The 21,557-nt window shown below is 42.7% G+C and carries 19 protein-coding genes; 10 read left to right on the top strand and 9 right to left on the bottom strand.

Translation table 11 applies throughout. The features are described from left to right. Nucleotides 1–29 precede the first annotated feature (29 nt). A complete protein-coding gene (locus CH367_RS15450; protein ID WP_100763405.1) occupies nucleotides 30–1,652 on the top strand; it encodes a caspase family protein in 1,623 nt (540 codons plus the stop codon). Nucleotides 1,653–1,787: 135 nt separating this feature from the next. Here the strand turns inward: CH367_RS15450 and CH367_RS15445 are convergent, their stop codons facing one another. Further along, nucleotides 1,788–1,994: a hypothetical protein gene (locus tag CH367_RS15445; protein WP_100763404.1), complete on the bottom strand. Its 207-nt coding sequence runs from the start codon at nucleotides 1,992–1,994 to the stop codon at nucleotides 1,788–1,790. A gap of 177 nt (nucleotides 1,995–2,171) precedes the next feature. On the opposite strand from CH367_RS15445, the gene CH367_RS15440 reads away from it, so the two are divergent. Together CH367_RS15440 and CH367_RS15435 are read left to right on the top strand one after the other, a co-directional pair. Beyond that, the gene (locus tag CH367_RS15440) at nucleotides 2,172–2,408 is read left to right on the top strand and encodes a hypothetical protein (RefSeq protein ID WP_100763403.1); all 237 of its coding nucleotides are present in this window, start codon (nucleotides 2,172–2,174) and stop codon (nucleotides 2,406–2,408) included. Continuing rightward, nucleotides 2,405–4,243 carry a MutS family DNA mismatch repair protein gene (locus tag CH367_RS15435; RefSeq protein WP_100763402.1) on the top strand — a complete coding sequence of 613 codons (1,839 nt, stop codon included), beginning with the start codon at nucleotides 2,405–2,407 and terminating at the stop codon, nucleotides 4,241–4,243. The genes CH367_RS15440 and CH367_RS15435 overlap by 4 nt, the downstream gene beginning before the upstream one ends. A 214-nt stretch (nucleotides 4,244–4,457) precedes the next feature. Here the strand turns inward: CH367_RS15435 and CH367_RS15430 are convergent, their stop codons facing one another. The 7 genes from CH367_RS15430 to CH367_RS15400 all read right to left on the bottom strand — a co-directional run bounded on the left by CH367_RS15430 (nucleotide 4,458) and on the right by CH367_RS15400 (nucleotide 12,183). After that, the gene (locus CH367_RS15430; protein WP_100763597.1) at nucleotides 4,458–4,880 is read right to left on the bottom strand and encodes an LIC_13387 family protein; all 423 of its coding nucleotides are present in this window, start codon (nucleotides 4,878–4,880) and stop codon (nucleotides 4,458–4,460) included. 22 nt (nucleotides 4,881–4,902) lie between these two features. Beyond that, on the bottom strand, nucleotides 4,903–6,945 hold the full coding sequence (locus CH367_RS15425) for an AsmA family protein (RefSeq protein ID WP_100763401.1): 2,043 nt from the start codon (nucleotides 6,943–6,945) through the stop codon (nucleotides 4,903–4,905). 2 nt (nucleotides 6,946–6,947) lie between these two features. Then, nucleotides 6,948–7,904: an ABC transporter ATP-binding protein gene (locus CH367_RS15420; RefSeq protein ID WP_100763400.1), complete on the bottom strand. Its 957-nt coding sequence runs from the start codon at nucleotides 7,902–7,904 to the stop codon at nucleotides 6,948–6,950. 6 nt (nucleotides 7,905–7,910) lie between these two features. After that, on the bottom strand, nucleotides 7,911–8,906 hold the full coding sequence (locus CH367_RS15415; RefSeq protein WP_100763399.1) for an ABC transporter ATP-binding protein: 996 nt from the start codon (nucleotides 8,904–8,906) through the stop codon (nucleotides 7,911–7,913). After that, nucleotides 8,903–9,946 carry an ABC transporter permease gene (locus tag CH367_RS15410; protein WP_100763398.1) on the bottom strand — a complete coding sequence of 348 codons (1,044 nt, stop codon included), beginning with the start codon at nucleotides 9,944–9,946 and terminating at the stop codon, nucleotides 8,903–8,905. Before CH367_RS15410 ends, CH367_RS15415 begins: the two co-directional genes overlap by 4 nt. After that, nucleotides 9,943–10,953 carry an ABC transporter permease subunit gene (locus tag CH367_RS15405; RefSeq protein WP_100763397.1) on the bottom strand — a complete coding sequence of 337 codons (1,011 nt, stop codon included), beginning with the start codon at nucleotides 10,951–10,953 and terminating at the stop codon, nucleotides 9,943–9,945. The genes CH367_RS15410 and CH367_RS15405 overlap by 4 nt, the downstream gene beginning before the upstream one ends. A gap of 111 nt (nucleotides 10,954–11,064) precedes the next feature. After that, complete coding sequence (locus CH367_RS15400; RefSeq protein ID WP_100763396.1) at nucleotides 11,065–12,183, bottom strand: lipocalin-like domain-containing protein; 1,119 nt, start codon at nucleotides 12,181–12,183, stop codon at nucleotides 11,065–11,067. Between CH367_RS15400 and CH367_RS15395 the strand changes: the two genes are divergently transcribed. Next, complete coding sequence (locus CH367_RS15395; RefSeq protein WP_100763395.1) at nucleotides 12,182–14,122, top strand: hypothetical protein; 1,941 nt, start codon at nucleotides 12,182–12,184, stop codon at nucleotides 14,120–14,122. The genes CH367_RS15400 and CH367_RS15395 overlap by 2 nt on opposite strands. A gap of 15 nt (nucleotides 14,123–14,137) precedes the next feature. Here the strand turns inward: CH367_RS15395 and CH367_RS15390 are convergent, their stop codons facing one another. After that, nucleotides 14,138–15,049 carry a CPBP family intramembrane glutamic endopeptidase gene (locus CH367_RS15390; protein WP_100763596.1) on the bottom strand — a complete coding sequence of 304 codons (912 nt, stop codon included), beginning with the start codon at nucleotides 15,047–15,049 and terminating at the stop codon, nucleotides 14,138–14,140. Nucleotides 15,050–15,472: 423 nt separating this feature from the next. Here CH367_RS15390 and CH367_RS15385 point away from each other — a divergent pair, with 423 nt between their 5' ends. From CH367_RS15385 to CH367_RS15360, 6 genes are read left to right on the top strand one after another with little or no spacing between them, the layout of a single operon-like run. Further along, nucleotides 15,473–16,210, top strand: coding sequence for a phosphoadenylyl-sulfate reductase (locus CH367_RS15385; RefSeq protein ID WP_100763394.1), 738 nt, complete (start codon nucleotides 15,473–15,475; stop codon nucleotides 16,208–16,210). Between the two features lie 8 nt (nucleotides 16,211–16,218). Next, nucleotides 16,219–17,124, top strand: a complete 906-nt coding sequence (cysD, locus tag CH367_RS15380) for a sulfate adenylyltransferase subunit CysD (protein ID WP_165783309.1) — start codon at nucleotides 16,219–16,221, stop codon at nucleotides 17,122–17,124. Continuing rightward, a complete protein-coding gene (locus CH367_RS15375) occupies nucleotides 17,124–18,374 on the top strand; it encodes a sulfate adenylyltransferase subunit 1 (RefSeq protein ID WP_100763392.1) in 1,251 nt (416 codons plus the stop codon). The genes cysD and CH367_RS15375 overlap by 1 nt, the downstream gene beginning before the upstream one ends. Nucleotides 18,375–18,377: 3 nt before the next feature. Beyond that, entirely contained in the window at nucleotides 18,378–19,172 is a 795-nt protein-coding gene (gene cobA / locus CH367_RS15370) for a uroporphyrinogen-III C-methyltransferase (RefSeq protein ID WP_100763391.1), read from the top strand. Beyond that, the gene (locus CH367_RS15365) at nucleotides 19,169–19,780 is read left to right on the top strand and encodes a precorrin-2 dehydrogenase/sirohydrochlorin ferrochelatase family protein (protein WP_100763390.1); all 612 of its coding nucleotides are present in this window, start codon (nucleotides 19,169–19,171) and stop codon (nucleotides 19,778–19,780) included. The genes cobA and CH367_RS15365 overlap by 4 nt, the downstream gene beginning before the upstream one ends. 42 nt (nucleotides 19,781–19,822) lie before the next feature. After that, nucleotides 19,823–21,508 carry an NADPH-dependent assimilatory sulfite reductase hemoprotein subunit gene (locus CH367_RS15360; protein ID WP_100763389.1) on the top strand — a complete coding sequence of 562 codons (1,686 nt, stop codon included), beginning with the start codon at nucleotides 19,823–19,825 and terminating at the stop codon, nucleotides 21,506–21,508. Nucleotides 21,509–21,557 lie beyond the last annotated feature (49 nt).

Genomic DNA, 21,557 nt, shown 5'->3' with positions numbered 1-21,557 from the left:
CCATTCTGAATCATCCTAGGAGGCCAGGTTTGAAAACCAAACTATCGGCAATCAGCGTCTGTTTGATTTTATTTTTTGCAACAGATGCATTTGCACAAAAGAGATACGGGCTTATCTTCGGTTCCAATTATACCGGTAATAAAGCCGGAATTCCGGAACTGAATCTTTGCGAAGCGGACGCAACTTATTTGAACGACGAAATTCGAAGAGTCGGAAACTTCGATGAAGTCAAGATCGTCCTCGGAAAAGAGGTAACAAAAGATAACATAGAAAAAGAGATTAAAGCCTTAGCGAAAAAAGCGGGTGATAACGATACTGTGTTACTTTACTTTTCCGGTCACGGTGCGTTTCAGAGAGACGCTTCAGCAAAGAATGGAATGAGAAACCTGATCATTTGTTATGATAGACCTCACCTTCCGGACGACGAACTGAATAAGTATTTGGAAAAAGTAAAATCGCCTAAAACGGTTTTCATCTTTGACTGTTGTTTTTCAGGCGGTATCGCTAAGAAAGGAAAGTCGACTCGCGGTTCTGCGGACGTTCCGATTCCTGAAGGAAGCGACGGAACCGTTAAACAGGATTCCGAAGATTTTTTCTTTCAAGACAAAGCCATCATTTCTTCCGCGGACGATAACCAAACCGCGATCGAAGTCGGCGGCAGTATCAATCACGGTATTTTTACGTATAACTTCGGTAAGGCGCTCAGCACAGCCGACTTAAACAAGGACAACGTAGTAACCGCTTTGGAAGCGTTCTTCAAGTCCAGAGAAGAAACCGTTCAGATGGCTAAGAAGTTTCAGCATGAGCAGGTTCCTCAAATTTCGGGAAACGCTTCCGGAATCTTTTTATCCGGTAAGAAAAATCCGGAACCACCGAAACCGGTAGATCCTCCGAAACCTCCGGCTCCATCCGTGGATCCTGAACCCGATCCGGTAAAACCCGATCCAGTTCAACCCGTTGTGACTCCTCAAGAACCTCCGGTCGTTCCTACGAACGAAAGAGGGGATCTTGTTTTGAAAACTACGATCATTCAAGATCGAGCTTATGGACTTTCGGATCTTCCTCCTGATATTCTTATCTTTGCCAAAAAGAAAAGAAAGGGAAATCGGAACGTTAAAGTTTATATCGACGATCAAGAATTTACTTCTTCGGTTAGTGCATCGTCTTCCAATTTCTGGGGCGCGGTGAAAAGACAGGGTCAGTTGATTCCGGGAAATATCTACACGATCACATTGAGCAAGGTTCCTGCCGGGGTTCATAAGATTACGATCAAGGCGGACGATTATCCCGAAATTCAGGAAACGTTTGCGGTTCTTCCAAACAAAAAGAACGAACTTCCGATCAACGTTTCTATGAGCGGATTCGGAGCGATTCAAGGAAAAGTTTTTTACAAAACCTTGGATAACCCCGTGATCAATCAGCCGATCTTCATGCCGACGATTTCCAGCGTAACCGGAATTCAGAAATTGAATACGGACAGCGAAGGAAACTTCTGGTTTACGAATCTCAAGCCGGGTGATTACGAAATTAAGGCTTCTTTTGCGGAGGATTTGAATCTCAACAATTCGATGATCAACGTAAGAGAAGGGGATGTAACGAAAGTGGACGTTATCCTCAACGTGAAGATGCCTTCCACAAAAACGAAATACTGAAATCGTATTTCTGTTTAACAAGTTAAACGAAAAAGCCTGCTAATTTAGCAGGCTTTTTTATTTCTAAGAATTCTTTTGAAAGTAAGAATTCAAAAAATTCGTGGATGTTCTTTTAAGATTTAATTTAAGAGAGGTTTAGTCTTTCAGAAAATTCTTCCATTCGCTCGATCTAAATCTGCGTTTGCGAATTTCTTTTAGTTTTTTCATTTGTTCGGGGTTGAGAAGGGCGCCGGCTTTAAGGCCCGATTGAGGAAGAATCGTGTTGTTTACGAGGTTTGCGACGGTTTTGTCGATCGAAAGAAAGGAACTTTTTAAGTCCGGATCCATTTCTGGGTAAAACATTTTGCGCCTCCATGCGACTTTCTGGTTTGGTTCGAGATCTGTTTATTAGGAATCCTGCTCCGTTCTCATCCTTGAGAAAGCAATTGACTCCCTGAACTTACTATCGAAGAAATTGGAAAATCCTTGAGTATTTTTTTTCTTGTACGAATTTTCCCAAAACGGTAAAATTGCAAAAAAATGCAGATCCGGCTCATCAACAACACGGGTAAAAGAACGGGAAGATTCGTCGCGTACGAGTACGGCACGGATCTGTTCGGTTACGTGTACGTGGATAAAATCAAAGGTAAGGAACGCGGAAAATTGGTTTCACGCTGGGTCATGCCTGATCTCGGATCCTTGGTTCGTTTGTTGGATTTTGAGATTTATAAACGCGAAAACGAACACTACGAAAATGTAAACTCCCTCGCAGGATGACTTCCTCCCTTCGGATCGATCGGCTTCGGAACAGAGCCGAGAAATTAAAACGATTTCACGATCGAATTTCAGTTCTTCTTTCCAGACTTTCCTTGTTTCGTCTTATTTTCTTTTCCGCATTCATACTTTGGGTTTCGGTTTTTTACTACTTACGTTCCCAAGCGCTTTCTTATCTTCCGTCTTTGATTCTTCTTTCGATTTTTTTCTTTTTCGTGGGACGTTATAAAAAGACGGTCTTAACAAGAGAAAGAATTCGACTTTGGCTTTTCGTTTTGGAAAGGGAATCCGCGAGAATCGGAATCAAAGGATTCGGAAAAAAATTCGGAACCCGCGTTTCTATGGAAACGATTTCCCCTTTGGCGAGAGATTTGGATCTGTTTCGAGACAACGGATTGTTTCCCTGGTTGGATGCGACGTTTATGTCGAACGCCGAACAAAAATTGATTTCGCTCATAGACCCGAAAGACGAGGATTTTTCATCGGATTTTAAAAGGGAGAATGTGCTTTTCCGTCAATCCGTGGTTCGTTCGATTTCCGGAAAAACATTAGCAATTCCTAAAATACAAAGACTTGCTTCTTATATCGGAGAAAATCGCGATTCTTCCGTTTTAAAAACGAAAACGGAGATGAAACTGATTCAAAACGACGACACTTCCGTACTTTGGAATCGTTATCCTTGGTTGAAAAAAATTTACAGACCCGTCACAATTCTCGTTTTAGCGTTTATACCCGCGAATATTCTTTTGGGTCTTCCGTTTCCGGCCTCGGTTCTATTTTTAAATTTGATTCTTTTCGGGTTGTATCGTTCCAGCTCATTGGAAATTTTTCGACAATACTATTCCCTTTCCGGTAGCATCGGGGGACTTCAAAAAATTCTAATATACTTAAAGGGTTTGAACGTTCAGGGAAAGGACGGAGGATTTCTTTTACAAGACACTTCCAAGGAAGAATTAAAATCCGCTTATCAGGATTTGGATCGGATTCTCAAGCGTGTCGCATTAACCGAAGCGCCGCTTTTACATTTGATCTTAAACAATCTGTTTCTTTACGATCTTTGGATCTTACAAAGAATTTCCAAGTGGAGAGAAAAACATTCCGTTCTTTTGGAAAAATCGATCGAGGATCTGACGATTTTCGATTCCTTGTTTTCTTTTGCGAATTTGAAGTGGATGTTCCCCGAATATTGTTTTCCGGAAATTCTTCCCGAAAATTCCAAGAACGGAGTTTCCGGAAAAGATATTTTTCATCCTTTAATTTCAACCGAATCCAGAATCTCTAACCCTTTGGATCGGATTGAAGAAAGCGATGTCGTATTGATTACCGGTTCGAACATGTCCGGTAAGACGACGTATTTAAGAACCATCGGAGTCGCTTCTATTCTTTCTTTGGCCGGTGGTCCGGCGCCTGCGTCCGGTTTTTCCTTACCGGTTCTAAAAGTTCATACGAGTATGAGGAACGAGGACAACTTAGAAGAGGGGATTTCTTTCTTTTATGCGGAAGTGAGAAGGCTTTCCGAAATCGTTCAAAAAATCAAGAATCCGGATCTACCACATCTTGTTTTACTCGATGAGATTTTAAAAGGAACGAATACACGAGAACGTTCTCTTGCATGCAAAGGGATTTTAAAAGAGCTCAAGAAGAATCGTGCGATCGGCTTGGTGACGAGCCATGATCTCGAACTTGCAAAAGTTCCCGGAGTGATTCTGAAACATTTTCAAGAGGAAGTTTTAAACGGAACCATGCACTTCGATTATAAGATCCGCGAGGGTTTGGTGGAAACGAGCAACGCTTTGAGAATTCTAATCCAAGAAGGAATGGATTTGGATTTTAGCTGAAGAACCGCGCGGTCAGCGTTCGGGATCGATACAAGGCTTTTTAGAACCGTTGTCGGAACTACGACAACGGAAATTTTTTCTTGAGAATATTCGATTCTTCTGATATGTGAGAATTTCGGAATTTTCTCCCTCCACCACTCCCCGCCACCCTAACGCGGGTGGGACCGAAATCAGTTCACGAAAAATTGTCGGAGCTACGACGGATTTTTCCCGACTAATTCTTTCGTAAAAGAAAAATACCGATCATAATAGAAAGGGCGCCTAACGTAGAAATTGCGGCGGGAGCGATGAAAAAATAAATAAAACCGGTGACCGCGAAACAAGAAATACAAAAGAATACCGGAATCAAAAGTTTTAAAGCGGCTCGCGGATTCGATTCGGAAAGATCGGATAAGAACCAAAGAAGCGCAACTAAAGAAATCAAAACGATGCTTAGGTTCAGGCTCATTCCGGTATAAAACTGATCGTAAGAACGATTGACTCCTTCCATAGGAATTTTCGTTTGTTGCATAGCGGAGATCGTATTCAGAGCCTGAGGATCGACCGTATTGTATCTCGTAAAATGTCCGGTGGAATGTCCTACAACGAACACGATCATCAACACCGATGCGATTCGGATGAATAACTTCGCTTTCATATTTTCTCCTGAAACGTTTTCCTCATTTCTTTTTGTTATCGTCTTTCGATGAAAATAACCCTTTGAAGCCTTCCCAAGCATCCCTAACGTATTCGGAAACAACCGAGCCTGCGATTCCTCCGCCGTAAGGTCCGCCCACCGGAGTGAAAAAAGGAGCGAGAATCGTACTTCCGGCAAAAACGGAACCGAGCCAGATCGGATCTATATAAGGAATCGATTGTTTAAAAACTCCCTTATAAATGATCGGAATTTTCAATGCACGACCTACGATGTTTCCGCCTAATCTTAAGTTTAAAAGAACATCCACATTCTTTTCAAAACTGATACTGCCTTTTCCGTCGGCTTCCAATCCGTTGCCTTGTACTTTTAGATTTTGAAAATAGAAACGATTGTTTTCGATTTTAAAATCCGATTTTAAGGAAGAGAATTCCACTTTTCGTCCATCGATTCCGTTTAAGGAAAGAATCTTACCAAGGGTATTCAAAACCGGAATCATAAAGTTCGCGTAACCAAGCAGTTCACCGTTGATGATTTGAAGATTGCCCGAACCTTCCATGTTCCTAAAAAAGTCCCCTACAAAATCCGTGGATCGTTCGGAAACGTCCGTAACGAAATTGAACTTACTGAACATATTTCCGTTGATGATCTGATCCGTTACATACGGCATAAGAATCCGATCCGATTGAATTCTATATGCTTCTCCTTGAACTTCGAAACGAGGTTTAAACGGATTAATTTTAGATTTTCCTAATATTTCTCCGTTGTATATATAGGCGTGAAAACTCGGAATATGAATCCAAGGATACGTGTATTTTGCTTCGGCTCTTAAAACCGGAAATCTGTGTTTTAGAGCGTAGACGTTTTTGAGATCGGCGCTGAAATAAAAAACCCCGTCGGGTCGGGTCGGGTCGTCGAACTTCTTCGTGAACTCGAAAAGTTTTCCCAACCGAAGTACGCTGTGATAATCCAGATAATTCGAAGTGATCTGAAAGGAGGCGTTGGTTTTGTAATTCCAAAGTACCGTTCCCTTTGCGTTTCCTTCCGCAACTCCGGGCCAAATCGCGGTAATATACGGAAACTCCAGTTTTTTATTCGGAATATCCAATCTCATTTCCATATTGATCTTGAGATCTCCGAACGGGTTGCCGCCCTTATACGCGAAGTTCTTCGCTTGCGCAATCACGTTGAAATTGATCGTGCTATTGACTGCTTTGTTGATCTTAACCGTTCCGTTAAAGATCGTTTTGGAAAAATCGGCATTCGGAAATATAAACAAAAGATCCCTGAAAATCGAAAGAGAACAATTGTCGAAGATGACCGTGAGTTGAAATTGCAGTTTTTCAAGAGTGGTCGGGAATTCATCCAAACCTGCGTTGCCGTAAATTTGAAAACTCTGTCCGTCGAGTTTTCCTTGCAAGGTTAGATCTAAAGTATCTCCATAAAAAGAAATACCAAGCGAAGAATTCCAAAGATAAATTCCGTACGTGCGATCGTGTACGTCGTCTTGATAGTGAACGTAAAAATTCTCAACTTGAACGTTCTTCAATCCTATCTTCAGAATTTCTTTCGGGTTCAGGGCGGTGCCGTCCGAAGGAGAATCGGGATCAAAAATTCGAATCGTTTGCGACTTGTGTTCTTCCGTAGTTTCCTTTTGAAGAAACTCGATCACATCGATGGAACCGTCTTTGTGTTTGTGAAGATTGATTTTTCCGCCCGAGATATAAATATCTCGGATCTCCACTTTTTGTCCGAGTAAACCGAACCAGGAAATATCGATCTTAATTTGATCGCTGATGCCGACGATTAAATCCCCTTTTTGAACTTGAACCTGATTGAGTTCGATGCCCGGAAACGGAAATAGAATGAGATCCGAAGATTCCACCTTAACTTCAAGACCGGTTTCCTTTTCGATTTCTGTAAGAATGAAGTCTTTGTAAAAATCCTGACGGGAAAGAATCGGAAGCAAAGTAAAAAGCGCGAGAGCAAGAACCTGGAACAACAGGATCGCAAGAAACTTGATGCGATTGCTATATAAGAATTCTTGAATGCGTTTTAGGAATTTCATTTTTACCGATCCAACGGAAAATGGCAAAGAACCTTTTGACCGGTTCCGACTTCTTTCCAAACGGGAACCTGAGATTTACAAAGATCCTGAGCGATCGGACATCGTGTATGAAAATGACAACCGGAAGGTTTGTTTACAACGCTTGGAATTTCCCCCTTGAGGGGAATTCTGACCTTCTTTCTGTCATAGACGTCGAACGTGGATTGAAAAAGGGCTTTCGTATACGGGTGAGCCGGCTTGGAAATAATTTCTTTAGTATTGCCGAGTTCGACGATTTTACCCAAATACATAACGGCGATCCTATCCGAGATAGATTTTACCACACCCAGATCGTGCGAGATAAACAAATATGAAAGACCGAATTCGTTTTTTAATTCGACCAAAAGTTTTAAAACTTGAGTCCCCGTGGAAACGTCGAGAGCGGAAACCGATTCGTCGCAGATGACGAACTTAGGCTTCAAGATCAAGGCTCGCGCGATCGCGATTCTTTGTCTTTGCCCTCCTGAGAATTCGTGCGGAAAACGGGTAAGAATATCCGATGACAAATTCACTCGTTCCAAAATTTCTTTGATCTTTGTTTCCGCTTCTTCCCCGGAAAGATTTTCGTGAATTTCCAATCCTTCCATAAGAATTTCGGCGATCGTCATTCTCGGGTTCAAAGAAGAATACGGATCTTGAAAGATGATCTGAAGATTCTTCCTAAACGGAAAAAATTCGGAGGAAGAAAGCGAAGTGATTTCTCGATCTTCAAAATGAATCGAACCGGATTCGGGTTTTAATAATTTTACGAGACCTCTTCCTAATGTGGATTTACCACAACCGGATTCTCCCACTAAACCGAGAATCTCGTTGCTTCCGATTTCAAGATTGATTCCGTCCACGGCGGCGATCCGATTCTTTTTAAATCCGAATCCGGACTTCGTATAATAACTGATTGTTAAATCTTGAATGCGGATCATGTCGTATTAAATTGAATCCCGATTTTTTGCGAGGAAACAAGCCGAAAGATGCGGTTCTCCTTCGGATCTTATAGTCAACAATTCCGGTTTGTTTTCTTTGCACGAATTGAAGACGGATTTACATCGAGTCGAATAATGACATCCGATCGGATATTGATCGGGAGAAGGCACGATTCCGTGAATCGGTTGCAAGTCCTCCACGGTTTTTGCGAGAGAAGGAATGGATCGAAGTAAATCTTCCGTATAAGGATGATTTGGCGAATCGATCACCGAATCCGTATCTCCGAGTTCCGCGATTCTTCCCGCATACATCACCGCGATTCTATCCGCGATCGTTCCCACTAATCCGAAGTCGTGCGATATGAAAAGAATGGACATTCCGTTTTGTTTTTGAAGATTCAAAAGAAGTTCGACCAACTGAGCTTGAATCGTTACGTCGATCGCGCTCGTAGGTTCGTCCGCGATCAGAAGACTCGGATCGCACATCAACGCCATCGCGATGCTGATTCTTTGCAGAATTCCCCCGCTCATCTGATTCGGATAAGAATATAATCTTTCTTTAATATCCGTAATTCCGACCGAGGAAAGAAGATATTCCGCTTTTTCGATCGCCTCTTTGCGGTTTTGAGAAACGTGCATCAAATACGCTTCGATCATTTGTTCCTGAATTTTCAACAATGGATTCAGGGCCGCGAACGGTTCTTGAAAGATATAAGCGATTTCTTTTCCTCTGATTTTTCTCAATTCTTCGGAGGAAAGTTTTAGTAGATCCTTTCCTTGATACAATATTTCGCCGGATTTTACTTTGGATATGTTCGAAGGAATCAATCTTGTCAACGCGAGGGAAGTAAGTGATTTACCACATCCCGATTCTCCGATCAAAGAAAGAATTTCACCCTTTCTGATTTCGAAGTTTAGTTCCTGTAAGACGGGAAGCCATTTACTTTCGGAATGAAGATCCAATGAAAAATTCTTAACTTGAAGAAGGGGCGTGGAATTCATTCGTACACCGCCTTTTCTCTGGAATCAAAGGAATCGCGCAAACCTTCACCGATAAACGAACTGAGTAGAATCGTTAAGAACAACGCACTCGATGGAAACGTGATCAACCACCATGCGCTGAGTCTTTCTCTTCCTTGTCCGATCATTTCTCCCCAAGACGGATTCGGCGCGGGAATTCCGTAACCAAGAAAGTCTAACGCACTTAGAATGGAAATCGATCCGATCAAGGTAAAAGGTAAGAATGTAACAAGCGGAGTAATCGCGTTGGGAAGAATATGACGAAGCATGATTCGAAACGAACTTACTCCTAAGGCCTTTGCGGAATCGACGTAGGTAAGTTGTTTGAGTTTGTAGAATTCTCCGCGCATATAATACGAAATTCCGATCCAACTCAAAGCGCCGTATGTGATCAAAAGAACCGTAAATCCTCTTCCGAAAAAGGCGCCCACGATCAGGATCAAATATAAAAACGGAATCGCGGAAAGAATTTCTATGATTCTCTGCATGAGAATATCCGTCTTTCCCCCGAAATAACCTTGAACTCCTCCGATCAAGGTTCCCATTGCTAATTCAAGAAAAACTAATATAAGCCCGAAGCTCAGAGCGTTTCGATACGCGTAAAAAACCCTCGTGAAAACGTCGCGACCTCGATCGTCCGTGCCCAGCCAATGTCTTCGATTGGGGGAAGAAGGAGGGGTTTCGCCTTCTTCCAAACTTTCGAGATTGTCCTCGTTGTATCCGTACGGAACCGGAGCGAAAAGAATCCAATTGGAACCGGAGACAAAGTCTTCTCTCTGCGCTAATTTTTTGTAATTTGGAGGAGTTAGATTCTCCCCTCCGAACTCGGCCTCCGGATAAAACGAAAATATGGGAAGTTTCCATTTGCCCTGGTAACTTACGATCAAAGGTTGATTGGTCGCGATCAAAGGAGCGAATAGGGAAATTACATAAGAAATCAATAATATATTTAAGGAATACCAGGCCCTTTTGTTGGCTCTGAATTTTTGAAAACGTTTTTTGAGTATCGGACTGAGAATCATTCGAATTGAATCCTCGGATCGATGAGAACGTAACAAAAATCGGAAAGGATATTTCCTGTTAACGACAAAAGACTTTGTACGAGTAAGAGACCCATCATCAAATCCGTATCTCTTTCCGTCACCGCTTGAAAACTCAAAAGTCCCATTCCATCGATGTTGAATACGAGTTCTATCACGAGCGATCCCGCAAAGATCAAACTTAGATTGCTACCGAAACCGGTGGCGATCGGAATCAAAGAATTTCGAAACGCGTGTTTGAAGATCGCTTCTTTAAAACTGAATCCTTTGGAAAGAGCGGTACGAACATATTCTTTCGAGATCTGATCCAAGAGAGAATTTTTCATCAACAACGTAAGAACCGCGAAAGAACCCGAAACATAACAGATAACGGGAAGAAACATGTGTTCGATTCGATCCGCGACTTTTTCCCAGGAAGATAGGGATTCGTATTCGTCCGAAACCTCGTGACCCAACGGAAAGATCGAAAGTAATTCTCCCGAAGCGAACGTATAAAGAAGTAAAACGGACAGCGCGAATACCGGAATGGAATACGTGATCAAGATGATTCCGCTGGAAGCGATGTCGAACCGTTCTCCGTTTTTCAATGCCTTTGAAATTCCGAGCGGAATACAAATCAGATAAGAAAGTAAAAAGCCAGAAAGTCCGAATGTCAACGATACCGGAAGTTTTTCCACGATTAGATCGGATACTTCTCTTGTATGAAGTCTGGATTCTCCCAAATTAAAGGTGAGAATTTCTTTGAGCCAATAGAGATACGCGATTCCTACCGGCTTGTCCAAGTGTAATCTTTTTCGGATGATATCGATTTCTTCTTCCGAAATCGTTTTTGCGCTTCCGCCTTGGGAATTTGCGTAACCTCGGATCTTTGCGATCTCGGTTTCAAGCGGACCGCCCGGTGCAAAGTGGGAAATCAAAAAAACGATGAAGGTCATTCCCAATAACGTAGGGATGATGAGAAGAAATCGTTTTAGGAAATATTTTTTCATCTCGTTCGGAGTTCCCGGGAAACAGTTTCAAGGAATCGAATCCTAAGACAAAGTCTTTTTCAAAAAAGAATCTCAATTGTTAAGAGAATTGAATCGAATCGTTCTTAAAATTCAATTTCGATTTCCCTTCAATTCTAAATACCCGGTTCCTTGAACCGTTTTACCGGCGCGTGTTCCGCGGACCTTTACGGCTCCTTCCCAATAACTGAATCCGGTTGTGGGTCTTGAATCGAATTCTTGATCTTCAAAAAACGGTTCGATGATAAGTTGAAGTTCGGATTCTTTTTGCGATGATTTGAGGCCCAGATTCCAAACGAGCGGATATTTTTTATTCGTCTTCTCGCTTTTCCAAAAGGAAGAATCATGAACGAAATTCACTTCTCCCTCTTTCTCAAAGATCGTTTTTTGCCCCGATGATAAACTAAGTGTTCCGAAACTTTCAGAAATAGATTCGGGCGATTCTCGAAAATTAAAAACCATGATATTGCTTCCGTCTTCGAGTTGAATGCAGATCCAATCCCAAGAATTGGAACTGTCGGAAAGTTCGGCTTGTCGCGTGGAACCGAAGGGGCTACTCCATTCGTGATCCATCCAAGAACTTCCGTTTTCGATTTTGATTTTTTTTCCGTTTAAGGTGATTTCACCCTTCGTGGAAAGTCCGGGGATGCTGTAATAATAAGAATAGAAATCCGGATTCTTTCTACTCTTGATCGATCTGCCTCGATCTCCGTGCAAGAGTAGGTCCGATTCTTTTCCGCTTAAAAATAAATCCAAAGAAAGTTCGGGAGAATGTTTCGTCTTTGCCACAAGATGGAACTTGGATTTGCCTTCTATGTGCAGAATGAAATCGCCGCTGAAGATTTTTTTGGAATCGTATCCCGCCATTCCGCCTAACTTACGTTCTACGGTTTGCGCCGTGACGTGTTTTTTCGTTTCCAAATCCGAGATCGCAAAATGAACCGGAAACGCCTCCCTGTTTTTTCCGAAAACTCCCTTAAAAAAACTCAGTTCGTATCCGTATTTTTTTCCTTCGGAAGATTGTATGATTCCGACGAAGTAACACCATTCCACTTTGTGTTCCGGATGAAAGGAATGGTCTTTCGGAAACGTGAACGGTCTTTCGTCCGCGTGTAAAGAGAATGCGAAAAAAAGCGGGAATAAAAAACGGATTCCGATTAGAAGATTGACCTTGAGTCGAAAGAAGTTGTACTGATTCATCTGAGAGATCATGCGATTTTTTGATAACACCCGCTCTTCCCTTTTATTTTTTCTGGGACTTTTTTTACCGCAACTCGTTATTTTAGGAATCTATTTCCATAAGCTTTATTTGAAATTTATATCCTTTTGTCCCAATCAAAACTTTTTAACCTGGGACCCGGACGCAAGATTGATCACATCGATTCGGCTTGCGGAAGCGTTTCGATCTTTCGATCCGATCACCGTTTTACGACTGACCTTCGATTCTCCCACTTGGCCCGTGCTTAGAAATTTTCCGGAAGCTTTGATCGTTTTGGTTTTCGGCGCAGGAGGAACTCCGGTTTCGCTTTTTACGTTCGCCGAATTGATCGTTTTGTTTTTGATCGTTCCTTGGATTCTATTTCGGTTTAACGAATCGAAAAATCGGATCGTTCCTTTGTTTTTGTTTCCGCCGATCTGGGCCGGTTTATTGCAAAACCCCGGGTTTATGCACTATTCGTTTTCGGGAATGTTGGAAATTCAAGGAGGTCTTTTTTATCTGCCCGCGATTCTTTCTTTCTGGGAATTACAACGTAGTTCCGTCGAAGGGAAGAATTCTTACTCGCCTTGGTTTTTATGTATCAGCGTGAATCTTTTGTTTCACACCAAATATCCGTACGGCTATATTTTTATCTTCTTCGGATGTTTGTTTTTAGCCGTTTTTCGTTTTGGAGAAACAAAAAACATAATATTCAAAATATTGAATTCGTATGGATTGTTTCAAAACGATTTTTTTTCCCAAAATGAGAAACCTTTTAAGAGTCGACTTTCGTTGTCCTTGATTCCGATTTTTATTTCGATCGTATTCGTGATTCTTTCGTTTGTTCTTTCCAAAGAAACGTTGCCCGGTAAGTCCAAGGCATTTTTAAGATATGCGGGCGCTCTTATTTTTTGGATCAGCATCAGCGTTACACTTTGGAAGATTTTTTATACATTGAAACCCGCGGACGACGACAGTGAAAGCCCTTCGAAAGAAATCCTTTCTTCGGACGGAAGTCTTTTCGTATGGAAAAATTTTTGGACGTATGTGATTCTCCCCATCGGTTCTTGGGTGTTGTTGCATCCCGATCGTTTTTCAAGTTCGAGCAGTACGATTCAACACGCGCAAGGCGCCGGTTTGTTCCCGGGTCAAGGCGACGATTCGATTTTTAGTCTTACTTATTTTTACGAGATTGTGGAGAATTCTTCTTACGCGCCGTTCGGCGGTTGGATTCTTTGTATCGCTTTGATTTTAGGAATTTTATTCGGAACGTTTCGTTATAAACAAACAAAGAGGATCACGGCTTCCTTTTTTATATTTTTATCCGTTTTGATTTCCATTTTTGGTCTAACCTTGATGACCCCGAATCATCAACCGAGACATATCTATCATTTATATCCCGCTTTGTCGATTGCGATCGTTTTGTTTTGTTACGAAGAATTCTTTGCCGAGAAAAATCGGATCTTTTCGGTTTCATTATATTCTATATTTTTAATGTTCACTTTGGGTCATTGGTCTTGGTACAATCATTCGCTTTGGGAAAGGACGAATCTTTGTTTTTCAGGCGTGGATCGAAGTTTGTTTTTTACCGCCGATGACGCCGAAGAAGTGTTTCAGAAATCCGTAAATCGTCCTTCGATTTTGTGGAATCAACTTCCCCTGGAACATCACAACCGACCCGATGTGACCCTTTCTTTTTATCGCGCCGGCTTTGAAAATCGTCAGGAAGTTCGGGAGAAACGGAAAAAAGAGGAATTAGAATTTCTGAATGCTGATTCTTCCCAAACAACTTTATCTTCGAAATTACGACCGGATTGGTTTTTAGTCGCGAAAACTTGCGAAGAAATCGAGGGCGGATCTTATAAAAATTCTTCCGAAAGAGAATCTAAGTTTTCCAAGGAAGTCATTTCTTTTCCGATTCGAGGCGCTTGTATCGTGAAATTCATTCGATGAATTGGATGAGCCGAATCACAGCAGTTGTTTCCAAAGATAAATTCCCGTAAAAATTTCCATTCCGGCCGCGAGCGCGATATGAGCGTAAAGTCCGCCTTTGATGGAATGTGTTCTTATGCTGAGTGCGCCCATAAGCAAGCCGCCGAAAAAAGAACTGAGAATTTCTCCTCTCGGTTTTTCAAAGTGGACCATTCCGTAAATCAAAGCGCTCATACCGACCGCGTGATATTTTCCGGCTTCGCTCAAATATCGAATCGTAAACTTTCTAAAAAAGAATTCCGTAAAGTAGAATGTACTTAAGTAGAAGATTTCAAATCCCAGAGTTGTGTACCAGGTCGCCTTATAGATCAATTCTTCGTTTGTAAGCGGAGCTCTTGGATAGAATTCTTGAAAGCCGGGAACCATAGAACCGATCCCCGCGATTAATAAACCTAAAATAAGAATCGGAACGTAGGACGGATTCTTTTTTGTTTCAAACGGAATCGGATTCGTTTTGTTTCTATAAAAATTGTATAACAATGGTATAACGAGCAGAGGAAGCGCGTGAATCAGTTGTTGAGAGATTCTCCAGGTCCAAAAAATCCATTCTCTCGGAAGATAGATGAGAAAATTTTCGAAAGGAAGTTTCTGTAAGTGTAATACGATCATACAAATCCAAAAAACGAAAAGAAAGCCGATCAGTTTTTGTTTTTTGAATCGATTCTTTCTTCTTTCAGAAAGTTGAATGTAGAATAGGAACATTGGAATTCCATACAACACGCAGGACGAGATGGCTTTGATCGAAAACGTTTTGGATGTGAGAAGTGGAAATCCGAATTCTTCGTTTAAAAATAGGATTAGAAAAAGGCTTCCGTAAAATCCGAAAAGGAGAATGTAGATTTTCAGTTTCTTTCTGAAAAATCCTTTTAGGATTTTGATGATTTCCATTGGAAATGCGATTGGATCGGGATCGAGTAAAAGTTTCAATTCTTTCCGAGGTAGGATGATTTTTCTGGGTTTTGTATGAGATCCTACATTTTTCAGGACATAAGTAGGGGGTTGTAAGAGTTCCCACAAATTTCTAAAAGAACCGATTCTTCCCCGTTTGCTTTCGCGAACGTCCGATTCGGATTTGTTGCAGTTCCTACAAATTCAAAAAATCTCAAATGGAATCGTCAAATTTCCAGTAAGACTGAGAAAATGCCGTCTGACAAGACTCTATATCAAATATAGTTTACAAAAAATCCAATATATAGAACTTTGGCAAATAAATAGCTCCACTTTTTCTTAAATCTGGACTATTTCTTGGATAAATAATAAAATCAAGGTGGATGCGTAAGCCTCCAATTCAAGACTTAGATTATCACGAACATGAACCCGCAAGAGTTGGAACAAAAACTTGCGCCTTTGAACCTGGAAGACGCTTTAGAATGGATCAGCAACGAGTACGGGGAAACTGCGGCTTTCTCCACGAGCTTGGGTCTGGAAGACCAAGTCATTACTCACGTTATATTCTCCCGAAATCTTAAAATTAGAGTTTTTACTTTGGACACGGGTCGTCTTTTCAACGAGACTTACGACCTTCATAAACTTACCAACGCAAGTTACGGTAAAAAAATCGAAACGTATTTTCCGGAAACGACCGCGATTCAAAATCTCATCAATACAAAAGGTCCCGACAGCTTTTACGATTCAGTTGAGAACAGAAAAGAATGTTGTTACATTCGTAAAGTCGAACCTTTGAACCGCGCCCTTGTCGGAACAAAACTTTGGATCACCGGAATCCGGTCGGAACAATCGGATTCCAGACATGAACTTACAAAAGTGGAACTCGATTCTTCCCGAAACATTTTAAAGTATCATCCGATTTTGGATTGGTCCTTGGAAAAAACTCAGGACTACATCGATACGTATCGGATTCCGACTAACGTGCTTCATAAGAAAGGATTTCCTTCCATCGGATGCGCTCCTTGCACAAGAGCTATTCAACCCGGCGAAGACATTCGCGCAGGAAGATGGTGGTGGGAAGAATCCAATCAAGAATGCGGACTTCACGTAGTGGACGGCAAGTTGGTCCGTCAAAAAGCCGGCCCTAAAAGAGCAATATGAATTCAACTATGAATAGATCTAGACTTACACATCTCGAACAACTGGAAGCGGAATCGATTTATATTCTTCGAGAAACCGCGTCTCAGTTTGAAAGACCCGCTCTTCTTTTTTCAGGCGGGAAAGATTCGATCACGCTTGTTCATCTTGCGTTGAAGGCGTTTCGTCCCGGGAAATTTCCGTTTCCTTTGGTTCACATCGATACGGGTCATAACTTTCAAGAAGCGCTTGATTTCAGAGACGAACTCGCTTCCAAAATCGGCGAGAAGTTGATCGTTCGTTACGTTCAAGATTCCATCGATCAAGGGAAAGCCGTAGAAGAAAAAGGAAAGTTCCCGAGCAGAAACGGAATTCAAACCGTGACACTTTTGGATACGATCGCAGAATTCAAATTCGACGCTTGTATCGGAGGCGCTCGCAGAGACGAAGAAAAAGCTAGAGCAAAAGAACGCGTCTTTTCCGTTCGCGATGAATTCGGTCAATGGGATCCGAAACTGCAAAGACCGGAACTTTGGAATATTTATAACGGTAAAATCGGTCCGGGGGAGAATGTTCGCGTTTTCCCGATTTCCAATTGGACCGAACTTGACGTTTGGGAATACATTCGTAAGGAAAACATCGCACTTCCTTCCTTATATTTTTCTCATAAAAGAGAAATCATCTATCGCGAGAATCTTCTCTTTCCTGTTTCGAAATTCATCACGATCGACTCGAATGATCGCGTGGAAGACAAGATCGTTCGTTTCCGCACCGTAGGAGATATGACTTGTACTGCGGCGGTGGATTCTCAAGCGGATAACATAGACGATATCATCCTCGAAATCCAAACGACTCGGACTACGGAAAGAGGTTCCAGACTCGACGACAAACGTTCCGAAGCCGCTATGGAAGACAGAAAAAGAGGAGGATACTTCTGATGGATTTATTACGTTTTATCACCGCCGGAAGTGTGGACGACGGAAAGTCCACTTTGATCGGAAGACTTCTTTACGATAGCAAATCGATCTTCGAGGATCAACTCGAAGCGATCGAAAAAACCGGTCGCGGCAATAACGGTCAGATCAACCTCGCTCTTCTTACCGACGGTCTCAAGGCCGAAAGAGAACAAGGGATCACGATCGACGTGGCTTATAAGTATTTTTCGACTCCGAAACGGAAGTTCATCATCGCCGACGCTCCGGGACACGTTCAATATACTCGGAACATGGTTACGGGTGCGTCTAACTCTAATTTGGCGATCATTCTCATCGACGCTCGTAAGGGTGTAATCGAACAAACCTACCGTCATTCTTACATCACTTCGATGCTTAGAATTCCTCACCTTGTCGTTTGTATCAATAAGATGGACTTGGTTGAATTCTCCCAAGCTCGTTACGAAGAAATCAAAGCGGAGTATTTGAACTTCGCTTCAAGATTGGATATTAAGGATATTGAATTTATTCCGATCAGCGCGCTCAACGGAGACAACGTAGTCGATAAGTCCGAAAACCTTTCCTGGTACGACGGACGTACGTTGTTGAATCATCTCGAAGAAGTTTATATCGAAAGCGACGAGAACATAGACGACGCTCGTTTCCCGGTTCAATACGTGATTCGACCGCTTTCGGACGAACATCACGATTATAGAGGTTATGCCGGTCAGGTTCGTAGCGGTATTTTTAAAAAAGGCGATTCGATCACCGTTCTTCCGAGCGGTTTTACCAGTTCCATCGAAGCAATCGATACTTTTAGCGGAGAAGTGGAAGAAGCATTCCCGCCTATGTCCGTAACGATCCGTTTGAAGGACGAGATCGACATTTCCCGCGGCGATATGATCGTGAAGTCCGAAAATCTTCCGGTCGTTTCTCAGGACTTGGAAGCGAATATCTGTTGGATGGATTCCAAAGCTCTTTTATCCGGAAATAAATATCTTCTGCGTCAAACCACGAATTCGGTAAAGGCCATCGTAAAAGAAATCGAATTTAAGGTCGCGCCCGATACTCATGAAAAACAAGACGCTTCCAAAGGTCTTACGTTAAACGAAATCGGAAAGATCAAAATTCGCACCGCAAAACCAGTAAGCTTCGACGAATATCGACTCAATCGTTCGACCGGAAGTTTTATTCTCGTGGACGAAGGAACCAATTCCACCGTCGGCGCGGGAATGATCACCGGAGTCGGAGCCTAATCGATGTTAAACGCTGACGCAAAAAAAGATCTTCGCCCCGGCAAGGTATATCTTGTCGGCGCGGGTCCGGGAAATCCGGAAGATCTGACTTTGCGTGCGTATCGCATTCTTAACAAAGCGGAAGTCATCTTATATGACGCGCTTTTGGATCCTTCTTTTCTGGAGATTTTTCCAAAAGACGCGATCGTTCACTACGTGGGCAAACGATCCGGCGCTCACTCCGCGACTCAGGAAGAGATCAACGAGCTGATTCTTTCCTACGCTCTTCAAGGGAAGAATGTGGTCCGTCTGAAAGGCGGAGATCCTTTTGTTTTCGGAAGGGGCGGCGAAGAATTAATCGCATTAATCAATCATAATGTAGAATACGAAATCGTTCCGGGAGTCAGTTCCTTGAACGCGGGTTCTTCCTTTGCGGGATTTCCCCTGACCCATAGAGGATTGTCTCGTCAGGTTTTGATTATGGACGGTCACACCGTTCTGAACGAAGCGACCGATTGGGAATGGTTTTCCAAGTTTAAGGGAACGATCGCGCTTTTTATGGGAACTTCTTCTCTTCCGAAGATCGCGGATCTTCTTTTAAAACACGGAAGTCCCGCAGACTTGCCCGTTGCGCTTGTCGAAAATGCTTCTTTAGAAAATTGTAATGTTCAAACCTGCACGTTGAAGGAAGCGGCCGATTCTTATTTTGAAAAAAAGACGAAAGGTCCCGGAATTATCTATATCGGAAAGGTCGTTCAGTTTTTGGAAAAGACCCGTTTCGCGCAAACCTCCTCCGAAATTGAAGGAGGGGAAGAATGATTCGAAAATACCCCGCCTTTTTGAATTTAGAAAATAAGAATATTCTGTTGATCGGCGGCGGAAAAGTCGCTCTTGAAAAACTTCCTCATCTGATCGAGTCCGGCGCAAAGATAACGTTGATCGCGTTGGAAACCTGCGGTGAAGTCGCTCGGATTTTGGAACAACATCCCGAAATCAAAACGGAATACAGATCCGTTGAATTTTCGGATCTTCAAGGAAGGGCCCTCGTTTTTTCCGCAACCAACGATTCCGATTTGAATCGAAGACTCAGCGATTACGCGCATTCTTGGAAGATATGGATCAATTGTGCGGACGATCCTTCCAACTGCGATTTTTATTCGGCGGCCGTTTTAGATCGAGGCCCGATTCGAGTTGCGATTTCCACGGAAGGAAGTTTTGCGGGACTTTCCGGAATCGTTAAAACGACATTGGAAGAATTGATCCCGGACGAACACGAAGACGAGTTTCAGGATTTGATGCTCATCCGAAAAGAATTGAAATCTATATTACCCGATCCCGAAAAAAGAAGAAAGGTTCTCAAGGATCTGTTACAGACTCTTAAAGAGAATTATTTCAAAATCCCGAACGATTCTTCAAAAAGAATTTAGAATATAACGAAATCATAAACCGAAAAGGAAAAGATCCAGGCTATGTCAGAAACAAAAGAACTATCACCCGTTGAAGAAATAAAACTGAACTCGAACAACCTCAGGGGAAAAATCGCCGAAGGGATCGATCAGAACATCGATTCCTACGAAGAGGACGAGAAACAACTTCTTAAGTTTCACGGGCTTTATCAGCAAAAGGATAGAGATCGTAAGAAAGACGAAAACGGAAACGATATCGAAGCTCCGACCAGCTTTATGATTCGGGGAAGAATTCCGGGAGGAAGACTTACCGCCGAACAATACTTGGTTTGGGACGCTTTGGGAGATAAGTTCGGGGGCGGAGCGATTCGCTTAACAACGAGACAATCGGTTCAGCTTCATACATTGAGAATCTTTCATCTACGCGACGTGATGAAGGCGATTCACGAAGTGAATCTTTCCAGCATGGGAGCTTGCGGTGACGTTGTGCGTAACGTAACTCAAGCGGTAAACCCTCTCGGAAAAAGCGAACTTCAACTTCTCGACGGAGTTTCCCAGGTTTTATCCGATCATTTTAAGTATAAGACGAACGCTTACGCCGAAGTATGGTTAGGCGATAAACAACTCAACAAGGACGACGAGGATCCGATTTACGGAAAAACATATCTTCCTAGAAAGTTTAAAATCGCTGTGACTCTTGCAGGAAATAACACCGTGGATCTTTACGCAAACGACATGGGTTTTGCGGCGACTCTTTCCGCCGATGGAAGCAAGATCGACGGATATTTCGTGTTTGCGGGCGGCGGTTTTGGGATGACTCACAATAAACCCGAAACATTCGCGCGTGCGGCGAGCTTGCTCGGTTGGATTCCTGAGAACGCTTTGATCCCGGTTGCAGAAGCGATCGTAACGGCTCACCGCGATTTCGGTGATAGAACGAATCGTAAACACGCTCGTTTGAAATATGTTCTCGCGGACAAAGGTGTGGAGTGGTTTCGTTCCGAAGTCGAGTCCCGTTCCAATGTCAAACTCGACGTAAACAAACCTCTTCCAAATTGGGAAACACCTTCTTACTTAGGTTGGAAAGAAAGAGTGGACGGAACCTTGTCTCTAGGTTTCCACACGCTTGCGGGAAGAATCAAAGACTTTCCCGGAAAACCTTTGAAATCAGCTCTTAGAGAAATCATCGGAGTTTATAAACTTGGCGTTCAGGTAACTGCGGATCAGGATTTGATTCTGATCGGAGTTCAAAAGTCCGATCGCGAAAAAATCGAAAGTAGATTAAAAGAATTGAATGTAGCTTGGGAAAGCCCTTCCCCTCTTTTTGATCGCGCTCTTGCTTGTCCCGCGCTTCCAACTTGCGCGTTGGCTTTGACCGAATCCGAAAGATCCTTTCCGGAACTTCTAAACGGAATTCAAAAAGTTTTAGACAAGCTCGGATTGAGCGACAGAGCTCCCGTGATCCGTATGACCGGATGTCCGAACGGATGTGCAAGACCATATTCAGCGGAAGTCGGAATCGTAGGTCAGATGGCGGGTGGAAAGTATTCCATATTCTTCGGAGCGGATTCGGAAGGAACCAAAGTCGGGGAATACGTTGCTAAAAAAGTTCCGTTTGCTGAAATTCCGAACCAGCTTGAAAAGGCTTTTGTTCTCTGGAAAAACGAAGGAAATGAGGGGGAAAAATTCGGAGATTTCGTAAACCGATTCCCTCTTGAAAGATTCAGAGAAACATTAGGATCTATGTAAGAATCCGCGGCGCGGTCTGGAACGACGCGCCCCGAGTTAAACTTCTCGA

Source organism: Leptospira barantonii, from assembly GCF_002811925.1.
GTDB classification, from domain to species: Bacteria; Spirochaetota; Leptospiria; order Leptospirales; family Leptospiraceae; genus Leptospira; species Leptospira barantonii.
The sequence above is the reverse complement of the archived record's forward strand: the minus strand, read 5'-3'. Positions and strand labels throughout refer to the sequence as shown.